This window comes from Microcoleus harperi Pol14_C6 (assembly GCF_036701295.1).
Taxonomy (GTDB): Bacteria; Cyanobacteriota; Cyanobacteriia; order Cyanobacteriales; family Microcoleaceae; genus Microcoleus.
Map to the genome: position 1 here is coordinate 70651 of NZ_JAUBQN010000009.1, position 14598 is coordinate 85248.

The following is a 14598-nucleotide window of genomic DNA, read 5'->3' on the forward strand; positions in this document are numbered from 1 at the left end:
CGCTCGCTCCTAGCCCCCCCTTAATAAGGGGAAGACAAGAGTTTGTAAGGTGCGTCAGTGCGAAAATTCTAGATTGTTGAGAAGATAACGCACACGGACGCACCCTACAATTTAAGGTGACGGTTTATGGTTGAATGAAAATACCGATCGCATTATGAACTCTCGCAGCAGTTGACGGAGGTCGATCGAGCAAACTACCTCCCAAATACAAACTCGTCGAACTTCCCCCATCCAAATTTAAAGCTTCCACAGCACCCATTTGCTGCAATATCTGCGCCAGTTCTGCGAAGTTTGGCCCCGCCCCGCCCGCGCGATTGTGCACGGCTACAATCAGCAAATTCCCCGCAGCATTTCGCCCGATCGCACTTCTAATTGCTGTCTGTCTAACATACGCATCGCTAAACCCTTCCGCCTTCGCATCCAGCACAACTTGACTGTTTTGTACCAACACCGGCCCGCCGCCGAGAATGTAAGGAAAACGGTTAAAATCAGCAGGAAAAGTGTTAGTTTCCAGACGCAATAATGTACCAGGAGTGAATTGAGAGGTAGGCGAAAAATCGGAACGCAAAGCCAAAATATAACCGTTAGCTGGAATGGGAAAACTTGTTGTTCCCGGCGCACCTCCGGGCGATTGGCTGACAACTCGCTCGCCAGCAACTGTCACAACTATTTCATTGCCAGACAGCGGAGTATAAGTTGTTCCCCAATCAGGAGTGTAGCGACCGATTCCCGGTTGTACGTAGGCACTATTGAGATGAGAAACGGGCAAAGGTTGATTGGCCGGACTTATCACAGTTTCTTGCAAAGTTAAACGATCGATCGCAAATTCTCCCTCATCATTCCAGGCGATCGCCCCCCGGTTCAATATCGGCCCGGAAAGCCATTTACTGTCCCGCCGAATTGCCCCTAAAGCTAAGCGATTAATTCGATTGAAAAAACCTGCATTAATCGCTGCACCCGCACCCGACACTTCTGCTGTTTGCAATAGAGTTGCAGTGCCTTGGTCTGTCGGCGGATTGCTGAGAATTGGTCGAATTTTCACACCGGATTGACGCGGATTAACTTCTAACCAAACTACTGGAAAACGCGCAGTTCCTAAATTTTGATACTGCTGCCGCCACTGCACACCGGGAGCCCAAAGAATGTTTTTTTCTACTAATGAATCGGGGCGAATGTCGATAACTAATCGATTGGGATTTCCCAGGCTGAAAACTTGCGGGCGCCAACCTAAAGGAATCTTCACTTTGACTTTAGTTTGAGCCCCGCCAGGTTCGACCTTTAGTGATAGCAATTGTTTGCTGGTTTGAAAAGTGTCCTGAAGTAAGGTGGGAGCGACTTTGGCATCGATCGCGATCGACCATTCTTGACCGGCGATCGGCGCTGCAGGCGTTGTTTGCAGCGGGAGAGCGGGTTTGGTCGGGTCGTCTGGTGTTTCGAGGTTTGGCGCTGGGCGGAGGTTTGGCAGTGGGATAGCGGGCTTTGTGGGGTCGTCCGGGGGGTTGGGTGTGGGTGTCGGCGACGGGATTGGCGTATTGACAAAGTTGACTTGCCAAGGGGCGGGCCGATCGAGATCTACAACAATGCGATCGCCAGATTCTATTTCCGCTTGCCGAATTCCGGTAACACTTGCAGTTTGAGAAGTAATTTTTAGAATATTTCCATCGGCAGATATCCCCCAGCCCGCAAGTCTAGCAAAATCAGTAACATCTAAGTAACGATACGGACCTGTTGCCCGCGCTGCTAAGCTTTGATCGCCGGTTAAAGATACCGAAAACCACTGCACCGGTTGTTTGGCACTGTCGGCGCTACTGAGCAAATCCACTCCCCCACTTTGCATCAATCCAACGTCAGCAATCCAAGTTCGGAAATTCGCAGAAGTGCTGTTTGCCGGCTGCTGAGTCCAAGCTAGGGGAAGAATGCGACCGTTGAGAGAAACTTGGCGACCTTGTTTGATTGTGGAAGCTGGCGGTAGGGATTGAGTCAAAAACTTATAGTCCGACAGGGGTTGAAACCCCTGTGTCATAGCTGAAGTTCTCTCAAGAGAACTATGGCTCAATATTTCAGTCGGTTTTAACCGACTTTTGCTATCAGCCAGGGAATTCATTCCCTGGCGGGTTCTCGAAGCATGAATCAGGGCAGCCTTCTCCCCCTCTTGTGCTCTTGCGGGTTGATTCCAGACTAAAGACGGGGCGATCGCCAGTACGGGTAAAATCGAAACAGACAATATTAGACGCCAATAAGATAAATTACGTTTCACAGCTTACAACTCACACTTTCACTTCTAAACGCATCGGTGTCTAGAAACCCGGAATATCCGTATGTTTCTTTTTACTAAACGGTGCTAATTGCGCTAAACCCCTACTACAAACTAATCACCCCGGAATAGAAATCATAAACTCCGAACCCTTGCCCAAAGAAGAATTCACGAGTAACGTACCTCCGTGTTTTTCCACAACAATTTGGTGGGCTATAGACAATCCTAATCCAGTTCCTTGACCCACGGGTTTGGTTGTGAATAAGTGGTTAAAGATGTTTTTCTTGACTTCGGCTGACATCCCCACTCCATTATCTTTAATGCGAATCAAAACCTGATTGTTGTCTTCGCTCAGAGCAGTTTGAACCGTGATTTGATTAGGTAAGGCTTTAATTTCACTAAAACTCCGCCCCTTATTTGACTCCTCCAGAGCGTCAATGGCATTAGCCAGTATGTTCATAAATACCTGGTTCAACTGTCCGGGAAAGCATTTCACTAGGGGCAAGTTACCATACTCTTTCACAACTTCAATGGCAGGGCGGAACTCGCTGGCTTTTAAACGGTGCTTGAGAATTAGCAGAGTGCTTTCAAGTCCGTCATGAATATTGAAAGAAACTGGTCGATCGCTATCTGCCCTGGAAAACGTTCTCAAACTCGTACTTATATTGCGGATGCGATCGACTCCCTCCTTCATTGAGCCAATCAATTTCGGCAAATCTTCTCGCAAATACTCCAAATCCATCTCCTCAATTTCTGATTCAATTTCCACTCCCGGATGGGGAAATTTTTCTTGATAGAGCTCGATCAAGTGGAATAAATCCCCCAAGTATTCTTCGGCTGGTTCAAGGTTGCCGGCAATGAAGCCGACCGGATTGTTAATTTCGTGAGCCACCCCTGCCACCAGATTGCCGAGAGCAGACATCTTCTCACCCTGCACCAGTTGCAGTTGCATCTGTTGGAGATCGTGAAGATACAGCTCTAGTTTTTGGGCATATTCCTGGGATTGCTGATACAGTCGGGCGTTCTGTAAGGAAATTGCTGCTTGGGAACACAAAATGTTGAGGATGGCGACGCGATCGCTTGTAAAAGCGCCGATAGCAAGGTTGTTCTCCAGATACAGTACGCCTAGCAGTTTTCCCTGATGGAGAATCGGCGCACACAGCAGGCTCTTGGGCTGCTGGCGGATGATGTAAGGATCTGCCATCAGCGAAGAATCAGTTATTGCATTACTAATCACTGACGGTTGTAAGGTACGTTTAACCCTCTGGATTAGCGCAATGGGAAGCTCCTGACTTTCCTCAAGCGGAATTGATAGCACCACAGTCGAGCAGCCAACTATTGTGCTAGTTGCTTCAATGATTAATCTGTTCCCTTTGAGCAATAACAAGGCAGATTTGTCCGCGCCGGCATTTTCAATTACCACTTGCAGCAGCGTCGAGAGTAATCGCTCTATATGAATTTCGCTAGAGAGGGTTTGGGAAGCTTTGAGAACAGTTTCTATATCTAATACAGCAGATATGTTACGGCTGCTGGATGTTGATGATTTACTAATCGTATGAGATTTAAAGGTATTCCTTTCATGGAGCGTTATTTCTGATGTGAACTGTAATTCATCCGATTGCAAAATTAATGCTAACAGTTCAGGATAGGATTGCTCTAGCTCCCTCACCTTAGCTGCTGCTCCCCAGTGGGCGTAGCTATAGTAAGCATCGTGCATGTAGTCTCTAGCAACGCGGGGTTTTCCCCACTCTAAATAGAATTTGGCTGCTAATTCATTTGCTAGGGCAACTTCTTGGAGATATTCGTTTTCTGTCGCTCCAGCGATCGCGCGATCGTAGAATTCCAATGCTTCTGATTTGTACCCTAATACTCGGTATCGTTCGGCTTCAACTAAATAAAATTTGTGCAGGTAATTGGCTGGATCGTGGTCAGCCCAAGTTTTCATTTTTTCTTGGTTTTTAGCCACCCGATCCAGAATGCATTGCTGTTGTGTCTCGGAAACCCCAACATAAATTGCTAGATGGGCTAGAGAATCATAAGTGTAGCAGAGCGGAACGATGAATAAGCCTGTAGCCCCACCTATATAATTTTCGGCGGCAATTGCTGCTTCCACCGCCAACTCAAACTTGCCAAACAAGTAACACAGATTCAGTTCGCTGGCATAGAAATAGTACAGCGCAGTTAGATGGTCCGATCGCTCCAGGACTGGCAGGATTTCCTGGCGATCGAAGGCATCTCCAGTCAGTTGCCAAGGTTCGGCAGAATTGCCTACCAGATTCAAAATTGCTTGCTGAAAAACCGTCAAATGACTGGTAAGCCCTTCTTGGTTGAGGAGTCTGAGTTGCTCTCGGAAAGCAGCGCTCTCTTGGCTGAGATCGCTTAGTTCTCGACCGATAAACCAACAGTATGAGATGTAAATAAATCCGCAAATGGCAGCCGATTCTAAATCTCCCGTTTCTAATCCAACTTCGTAGCCTTCCCGGAGAAACGCTAATGAGTTCTTGAGCGGCTCTTTCCAATGCCACACGCTACAGTAAATTCCGACATAGACTCTCGATTTGAGTTCTTTGGCATTGAAATGTTCGAGCAACTTCAGTGCTAGTTTTGCACACTGATAGCCAAAGTCAATCTCTCCTGTCATGCCACAAAGTATCAGTCCATAGTAGGCATAACCAATTGCAGAAAATGAAGTATTGCCATATTGAACAGATAAATTTACCTGTTCGAGGACAATAAACGGTAACAGCGCTGGAGTAACAACAAAAGCAGCAGCAGAAACAGCGGCAAGAATCCGTACAACTGCTAACTTGTTAGGATCTCTCATCTGCGGCAGAGTCATTAAGTCCAGAGGTTTTCTTCCAGCCAAGATGGATTTAGTCGCCCCGAATGCCTTTACTATATCTAATTGACTGGGTTGCTCTGGAAGACTGGTTCCTAGACCCTCCACAATCTTCAGGGCAATCTGCACTGCCTCTAGAAATTGATGTTGGGCTTGAGCAGCTTGAATTTGAATTTCATAGACCTTAATCGTATCCAACAGAGTTCTAGAGCGTTCTGCAATGACTGCCGCCAATTGTTTCATCTGCTCGAAGTTGCCGCTCAGGTAAGCTGCTTCAGTGGCAGCTTCGTAGAGGGCTAGGGTTATTTCGTACTGCGTTTGCCAGCTATCTTCAGCTAACAAGGCGATGCCTGTCGTGCAATACTCAAATGCGGCTGTATAGGCAGTTGCTGCTCTGGCTTTTTGTCCGGCTTTTAGATTGAGTTGGGCGAGTTCTATTTGCTCCGCTGGATGGAGGAGCAGGGATTTGCCGATATTTAGTTGGTTGACGATCTCAAACAGTTTTTCTTCTTGTTCGGCAGCAGACGTATGAGTTAGTAATAGTTGCCCGATTTTTAAGTGAGCGATTTGTTTTTGCTCGTCGGGAATCAGGGAATAAGCTGCTTGCTGGACGCGATCGTGCAAGAATTTGTAAGAACACGAGTCAGAGTCGAGAAGTTCCGAGCTCGAAGGATTTTCTGCCGTCAATTGAGACTCTTCCTGAAAAAACTTATAAACCTCGCTGGTGGGTAAAACCAATCCCTCTTGTAATGCTTTCCACAAATCCGAGGCAGTCTCTGCCTGAGATTTTTCGCCAACGATAGCCAGGGTTGCTAAGTCAAACTCGTTGCCAATGCAGGCGGCAAGTTTCAGCACTGTTTGAGCCTTTGCGGGCAACTTCTGCAATTGCAAAGCCATAAATTCAACTACATCATCAGCCAGCGCCAGCGAGCGAATTTGAGCGATATCGCACTGCCAGTAACCAATCTCAGTGTTGAATGCAATCCATCCGTCTTCATGTAGTGCTTTGAGAAATTGGGTGGCAAAGAAGGGATTACCTTGAGTTTTTTGATACACCAATTCTGTCAGAGGTGCAGCAATCTCTTGCGAACAACTCAGGGTGTCTGCAACCAGGTGGTTGAGGTCTTTTTGACTCAGGGGTTTGAGAGTAATGGTGTTGACGACGGCACCGCTGCTGCGAACTTCATCCAGCGTCAGCATCAGGGGATGAGCGGCAGAAACCTCGTTATCCCTGTAAGCGCCAATTAACAGGAGGTAACCAGCGTGAGTGTCGCTCATTAACAGGTGCATCAACTTGAGCGATGCCCAATCTGCCCACTGCAAGTCATCGAGAAAGATGACTAAGGGATGGTCTTGGGTGGTAAATACCTGAATAAACTTTGGGAATAACAAGTTGAAGCGATTTTGACTGGCATTCCCAACCTGTTCGGCAACGGGTGGCTGTTGACCGATAATTCGTTCGAGTTCGGGGATGACTTGGATGATGACTTGTCCGTTTTCTCCGAGTGCTGCGAGAATTTTGGCTTTCCATCGCTCTAGTTGTTCGTCTGTCTCGCTCAACAGTTGTCCCATTAAGTCGCGAAATGCTCCGACAAAGGCACCGAAGGGAATGTTGCGGTTGAACTGGTCGAATTTTCCTTTGATGAAATAGCCTCGTTGCCGGACAATGGGCTTGTGGACTTCGCTGACGACTGCTGTCTTGCCAATCCCGGAAAACCCGGCAACGAGCATTATTTCACTGCTTCCTTCACTGACGCGATTGAAGGCATTGAGTAGGATTTCTACTTCTGTTTGCCGTCCGTAAAGCTTTTCTGAGATGAGAAAGCGATCGCAAATATCGCGTTGCCCTAATTCAAATAGTTCGATTTTTCCGTCTTGTAATTGTTGCAAGCATCGCTCTAAATCGTGCTTGAGTCCTAGCACGTTTTGATAGCGCTCTTCGGCATTTTTCGCCATCAGTTTAGTGACGATGTTTGACAGCACCAAGGGAATCTGGGGATTTAAACTATGAACTGTAGGAGGCTGCTTGGCAACGTGACAGTGAACTAATTCCATCGGGTCTCCCGATGTCCAGGGCAACTGTCCGGTTAGCAGTTCAAAGAAGGTGACACCGAGCGAATAGAAATCGCTGCGATAGTCAATTCCCCGGTTCATGCGTCCGGTTTGTTCTGGGGAAAGATAAGCGAGGGTGCCTTCTAGTCCGTTTGGATTTTGAGTGGTATAGGTTTCGCGAGGCAGCAAAGACGAAATGCTGAAGTCAATGAGCTTGACTTGTTTGGTTTCGGGATTAATTAGAATGTTGGCTGGTTTGAGGTCTTTATGGATGACTCGGTGGCGATAAAGTCCGTCCAGTGCGCTGGCAATTTGAATCGCCACGGGCAGAAATTCGTTAACGGGCAAGCCTTCTAGGGGTTCCTGGCTTTTTGCTGCTAAACGAGTGAGGTAGCTACTTAAGGAAATTCCCCCAAAGTCTTCCATCACCAGAGCATAGTGGTTGCGGTACGTCTCCAGGCTGTATGCCTTGACACTTCCGGGGATATCTAAGTTTTTAGCAATGACGTACTGGTTGCGAAAGTGAACCAGTTCGTTGAAGCGGGGAAAGTCATTTCGCAGCAGTTTGATCGCGACCGGCTGCCCATTTTCCGTGCGAATGCCGCGATAAACTAGAGTTCGATTTCCTGCGTATATTTGCTCGTTAATGTGATATCCTAGGAAAAGTTTTGTGATCTCAGTCATATCTACGTATTCCTATTTCTTCTGTCAAGCTTGAAGCTTCTGAGACTTACTATCTACTATTGTCGCTCTATCTGCCGTGCTATTGATTAATTACATTTTTCTTAATATATTGTAGAGAGCAAATTATGAAAGAGCGATATTAAAAACCCGACTTAATATTTGAGGCGAGAGATGTTGATACTTCTGTTGAGGCTAAGTAGAAAATGGCTCCGCGAACCCTGATTGAACGACAGCACTTCATCGAAGAGGAACTTAAGAAGCTGATTAATATGTGTAGCATCTTTATGGGATGATTTTTGATATTCTGGGTTTTTAAGAAACTGAGATTCTTGATTCAAAGAAGCGACTGGCTGAGACAGGATTTCTCCAACCTCAGTAGAAGTCATGTATCCAAAAGCATTTAGGGTGTTAGCCCAAGTTCCAGTATGCCCTACGGTACGCATCCTCTCCTGGAGGATATTTCTAGCTGCATTACGATCGCCATCCAAAACACACTGTCCGTAAAATTCCATTAACAGCACTAAACAGTTATTGTTTGCCGGAATTTTTCAACTTTTTTACTAAGATTAATTCACTTGCTTGCGATCGATTGGAAATAACATGAACTTTACAAATATTGAACCATTAATTTCAATATTTTATAAAAATTGATTTTTGACTTAATTCCCCCGTGTCCTTTCCATCTAGCAGACTAAAATCTCGCTCGTTTTCCGCTTACCGACCTTCTTTTATAAAAGATAGACCTTAAATGTCCCAAATGCCAATCCACTCAAATCCTTAAAAACCGTCACCGTCGATCTAAACACAATTACCATGCCAAGTTTGTGGGCGTCAGTCGATTTGAGATTTGAGATTTACTGCACAGATGAATCTGGGAGATTGAACAAGAGTCTCAAATTTTTACCTCTCCACGACTCCTGTCAGAAAGCAAGTATCCGTTTTTGGGCGCGGTCAAAAAGGCTGCGCTGGCTCTACCAGATGCTCGTCAGGTGTCAGAAATCCTTGAAATATCCTTCATTGATGAGTTAGAAACGTTTGTCGGTAAAAAAATACAAATTAAGGTTATAGACAACTGTCAACCTTTTTCGGCCAGAAATCTTAGCTTGGGTCCTGGGCGATCGCTGACAAGACTTGCGCGCCAGCTCTGACTGTAATCGGTGAAATTTTATCAATTTTTTGATAAACTTGATGTTCGCGGCTTGAGAGTTGACTTCACAATAAGACAGGTTTCACCAGTTGTGAACCGCGCTGCTACATTGCACCTACCGACTGAGCGGGCAGGTGGCTTTTGTGTCTGCGGCCGCTGACGAAAGCAACTCAACAGCGCAGCAAGCAAAATAACGCTAAAGTTACTATCTACCTGTGTTCGCTGCAAGGCTACCCTTGCGGACTCAGGAAAAAAACACCCACAAAACTCGTGAAGCGCAGCTATCCCGTAGGGAATCGCTTGCAATGTATCTAGTTGCAGGAGGCCGATTTCCCAAAGAATCACTGCTTTTTAACAGCCGGGTATTCTAGGAGACATCTCCGAGAGGATGCGAGCGAGATAATTTAAAATCTGCAAACAGGGTTTCAGTGCTAGGTACAGGCCGCATAGACGTAAATTTTTAATCAAATCAGCTTCCAATGTGCTGTCTTAAAGTTTACTAGGCTCCCACCGCTCGGCCGCCTTCTCTCTCCGAGCTATAAAAACGCATCAACCACACAATCACGGAAATAACATTCAATCAACATGGGTAACACGATCGATCCAAACAGAAACGTGCATCAGACTGAGCGAGGAACTCCCTATGCCGGCCAAAGCTGGTTAGTGGAAGAAAGAGATGCCTGCGGTGTGGGTTTTATTGCCAACCAAAGCGGCGAAGCTACGCACTCGATTATTGAAAAAGCGCTCCCAGCTTTAACTTGTCTAGAACACCGCGGCGGTTGCAGCGCCGACCAAGATTCCGGCGACGGTGCGGGTTTGATGACCGCGATTCCTTGGGAATTGCTGGATACTTGGTTTGCCGAACAGGGAATTGTGCCTCCGGCGCGGGAAAATTGCGGCGTGGGAATGCTGTTTCTGTCTCAAGATAAATTTCAAGCGACTATAGCGCGGCAGGTGGTTGAGCAAGTTCTGACCGATCGCGGGCTGACAGTTGTGGGATGGCGCAAAGTTCCCATTGTACCGTCGGTTTTGGGCGAGCAAGCGCTAGAAAATCAACCTCAAATCGAACAAGTAATTGTCAGTTCACCACAATTAGCCGGAGACGAACTTGACAGACACCTATTTCTGGCGCGCCGCACGATCGGACACGCGCTGTCAAATCGCCCCAACTTCACCCGCGAAGACTTTTATACTTGCTCTTTCTCCTGCCGCACGATCGTCTATAAAGGCATGGTGCGATCGGCCGTACTGGCAGAATTTTACCCAGACCTGAAAAATCCCGCTTATAAAAGCTCTTTTGCCGTCTATCACCGGCGCTTCAGCACCAACACCCTGCCCCGCTGGCGCTTAGCCCAGCCGATGCGCTTGCTGGGACACAACGGAGAAATTAACACGCTGTTGGGCAATATTACCTGGATGAAGGCGCGGCAAGCGAATTTAGCTCACCCGAATTGGAGTCAAGCTGATATCGACACGTTCAACCCAATTGTCAATCCCGAAAGCAGCGATTCGGCAAACTTGGACAACGTGATGGAGTTGTTGGTACACTCCGGCCGCACCCCCCTGGAATCCCTGACAATTCTGGTGCCCGAAGCTTACAAAAATCAGCCGGATTTGGCTCCTTATCCAGAAATTGTCGATTTTTACGAATATTACAGCGGCATTCAAGAACCTTGGGACGGCCCCGCACTGCTGGTGTTCAGCGACGGGAAACAAGTAGGTGCTACGCTCGATCGCAACGGTTTGCGGCCGGCGCGCTACTGCATTACTAAAGACGGTTTGGTAATTGTGGCTTCCGAAGCCGGAGTTGTCGATATTCCCGAAGCAGATATTGTCGAAAAAGGCCGTTTGGGGCCAGGACAAATGATTGCAGTTGACCTGCAAACTCAAGAAATTCTCAAAAATTGGCAACTCAAACAGCGAATTGCTAAGCGGCATCCCTACGGTGAATGGCTGCAAAAACACCGCGAAACCTTGGAACCGCAGCCTTTTGCCGAAACCCCAACCCTCGACTCGCAAACGCTGTTAGCAACCCAAACTGCTTTCGGTTATACAGCCGAAGATTTGGACATGGTAATCGTCGAGATGGCGAGTTCCGGGAAAGAACCGACTTTCTGCATGGGCGACGACGTTCCCTTGGCTGTGTTGTCAGAAAAGCCTCAGTTGCTGTACAACTATTTCAAACAGCGGTTCGCTCAAGTGACAAATCCGCCGATCGACCCCCTGCGCGAGGGGATGGTGATGTCGCTGACGATGAATGTGGGCCTGCGGGGCAATTTACTGCAAGCAATACCAGAAAATGCCAAGCGGCTAAAAATTGATTCCCCCGTACTCAACGACGCTGAACTGTCTGTCTTGAAAGACCAAAAGTCTTTCCTAGCTACCGGATTGTCAACGCTTTACAAAATTGCTGCCGGTCCAGGAGGTTTGAAAACCGCAGTCGAGCAACTTTGTCAAAACGCGGCTCAAGCGGTGCGCGAGGGTTCGAGAATTCTGATTTTGAGCGATCGACTTTTGAAGAAAGAAGGCGATCGATCTTCTGTGGGATTGAGTGCAGAATGCACTTATATTCCGCCCTTCCTGGCAGTTGGCGCGGTTCACCACCACTTAATTAGTGTCGGCCTGCGGATGCAAACTTCCCTAGTTGTCGATACCGCCCAATGTTGGAGCACTCACCACTTCGCTTGTTTGCTGGGTTACGGGGCGGTGGCTGTTTGCCCTTACTTGGCATTGGAAAGCGTGCGCGCCTGGTGGTCTGACGCCAAGACTCAAAACTTGATGCAGCACGGCAAAGTTCCCAATATTACCGTGACGCAGGCTCAAGCTAGATACCGCACAGCGGTGGAAAACGGCTTGCTGAAGATTATGTCGAAAATGGGGATTTCGCTGCTGTCTAGCTATCAGGGGGCACAAATCTTTGAAGCGATCGGCATTGGCGGTGATTTGCTCGATTTGGGCTTCAAAGGCACTGTTTCCCGCATCGGCGGTTTGAGTGTGGCGGAACTGGCTAACGAGGTAATGTCTTTCCACAGTCAGGCTTTCCCAGAATTGCACCTCAAAAAGCTGGAAAATTACGGCTTTGTGCAGTATCGGCGGGGTGGTGAATATCACATGAACAGCCCGGAAATGGCCAAGGCTTTGCACAAAGCCGTGACTACTTTTAAGGCCCAAACTAACAGTAATGGTAACGGGGCCGAACCCAAAATGACACCAATTGGTGACAAAAACGGTGAAAGTGCCTACGACCATTACGAAGTTTACAAGCAACAGCTAGAAAATCGCCCGGTAACGGCTTTGCGGGATTTGCTGGATTTTGCGAGCGATCGTCCTTCCATTGCGATCGAAGAAGTAGAATCTGTAGCAGATATTGTCAAACGCTTCGCCACCGGCGGAATGTCTCTCGGCGCTTTGTCTCCGGAAGCCCACGAAACGCTAGCGATTGCGATGAACCGCATCGGCGGCAAATCCAACTCCGGCGAAGGCGGCGAAGACCCGGTGCGCTACAAAGTGCTAAACGATGTGAGCGAGGCAGGTTTCTCACAAACGCTACCTCACTTGAAAGGTTTGCAGAACGGCGATACAGCTTCTTCATCCATCAAACAGGTAGCTTCTGGACGCTTCGGGGTGACTCCTGAGTACCTGATGAATGCCCAACAAATCGAAATTAAAATCGCCCAAGGTGCGAAACCAGGTGAAGGCGGTCAATTGCCAGGGGCGAAAGTGAGCGAGTACATTGCTTATTTGCGCCGATCGAAACCGGGTGTCACGCTGATTTCGCCTCCTCCTCACCACGACATTTATTCGATCGAGGATTTGGCGCAGTTGATTTTTGACTTGCACCAAATCAATCCCAAAGCAGGAGTTTCGGTGAAGTTGGTGTCGGAAGTCGGCATCGGGACTGTCGCGGCCGGTGTCGCCAAGGCAAATGCTGATGTGATTCAAATTTCCGGTCACGATGGCGGCACCGGTGCTTCGCCACTGAGTTCGATTAAGCACGCAGGTTCTCCGTGGGAACTCGGATTGACCGAAGTTCATCGGGTGCTGATGGAGAATAAATTGCGCGATCGAGTTTTGCTGCGCGTTGACGGTGGCTTTAAAAGCGGCTGGGACGTGATTGTAGGCGCTTTGATGGGCGGCGAAGAGTACGGTTTCGGCACGGTGGCAATGATTGCAGAAGGCTGCATTATGGCTCGCGTTTGCCACATGAATAGTTGTCCGGTGGGCGTGACAACTCAACAAGAACACTTGCGGAAACGGTTCCCCGGAACGCCGGAACACGTTGTTAATTTCTTCTATTTCGTAGCACAAGAAGTGCGGAGTTTGCTGGCGAAATTGGGTTATAAGTCGATCGCAGATATCATCGGCCGCGCGGATTTGCTGAAAATGCGCGATGGGGTGAAACTAACTAAAACGCAAGCAATTAATTTGGATTGTTTGACCAAGTTACCGGATACTAAGAGCGATCGATCTTTCTTGATCCACGGCGACGTACACACCAACGGGCCAGTGTTAGACGACGATTTGCTCGCGGATGCGGAGATTCAAAGTGCGATCGCCAATCACGGCACTGTTAGCAAGAATGTAAAATTGGTGAATACCGATCGCACTGTGGGAGCGCGTTTGGCAGGTGCGATCGCACAGCAACACGGTAACACCGGCTTTAGCGGTCAAATCACCCTCAACTTCACTGGTAGCGCGGGCCAAAGCTTCGGCGCGTTCAATTTGCCGGGGATGACGCTGGTACTGTCAGGCCAAGCCAATGACTACGTTGGTAAAGGGATGCACGGCGGCGAAATCGCGATCGCACCGCCGGCTGGTGCAACTTACGATGCTTCCGAAAATGCGATCGTCGGTAACACTTGTTTGTATGGTGCGACGGGGGGAACTCTGTTAGCTGCGGGTAAAGCTGGCGAACGGTTTGCGGTGCGTAACTCGATGGCGAAAGCAGTCATTGAAGGTGCGGGCGATCACTGCTGCGAGTACATGACTGGCGGCGTGATTGTCGTGTTAGGAAAAGTCGGCCGCAATGTCGGCGCTGGAATGACTGGCGGTTTGGCTTATTTCCTCGATGAAGATGGGACTTTCCCGGCTCACGTCAACGGGGAGATTGTGAAGATGCAGCGGGTTTGTACGGCGGCTGGGGAGGCGCAATTGAAGGAGTTAATCGAGGCTCAGCGCGATCGAACCGGCAGCAAGAAAGCTGAGAAGATTTTAGCAAATTGGTCGGAATATTTGCCTAAGTTCTGGCAAGTTGTGCCGCCAAGTGAAGCGAATTCGCCGGAGGCTTCGGAACAAAAAATTGCTGTGGAAGTTTAATTTTGCAGTTGATTAAATAGATGAGGGGCGACGCGAGTTGCCCCTTTTTTCATCTTCCCATACTTAACAATTTCTGATTATTTCTGGTTGGCTAAAACAAAAGTTGCGATCGCACTTTCTTTTCTATTTGCAAAAATTGCTATCAAATCAGTTATACTCAAAGGCCGATCGCACCCTGACCCCTCAAAAAAGCGTGTAAAGCGCAGCTATCGGGATCTTAATCGCTCGCTCAAGAGTCAAAAACGCCACCTCTAAAGCTGAGCTAGCTCTCATTTACTTTGCATATTGTAATTATCAATAAAAGCT

4 protein-coding genes are annotated in these 14598 nt (G+C 48.1%); 1 reads left to right on the plus strand and 3 read right to left on the minus strand.

The window, feature by feature from the left end:
- Nucleotides 1-124 precede the first annotated feature (124 nt).
- The 3 genes from QUA27_RS09560 to QUA27_RS09570 form a co-directional block, all read right to left on the minus strand.
- Nucleotides 125-2257, minus strand: a complete 2133-nt coding sequence (locus QUA27_RS09560; protein WP_333067635.1) for a phosphodiester glycosidase family protein — start codon at nt 2255-2257, stop codon at nt 125-127.
- 115 nt (nt 2258-2372) lie between these two features.
- Entirely contained in the window at nt 2373-7829 is a 5457-nt protein-coding gene (locus tag QUA27_RS09565) for a trifunctional serine/threonine-protein kinase/ATP-binding protein/sensor histidine kinase (RefSeq protein ID WP_333067636.1), read from the minus strand.
- A 152-nt stretch (nt 7830-7981) separates the two neighbouring features.
- Complete coding sequence (locus tag QUA27_RS09570; RefSeq protein ID WP_333067637.1) at nt 7982-8341, minus strand: hypothetical protein; 360 nt, start codon at nt 8339-8341, stop codon at nt 7982-7984.
- A gap of 1220 nt (nt 8342-9561) precedes the next feature.
- Between QUA27_RS09570 and QUA27_RS09575 the strand changes: the two genes are divergently transcribed.
- A complete protein-coding gene (locus QUA27_RS09575; RefSeq protein WP_333067638.1) occupies nt 9562-14292 on the plus strand; it encodes a glutamate synthase-related protein in 4731 nt (1576 codons plus the stop codon).
- Nucleotides 14293-14598 lie beyond the last annotated feature (306 nt).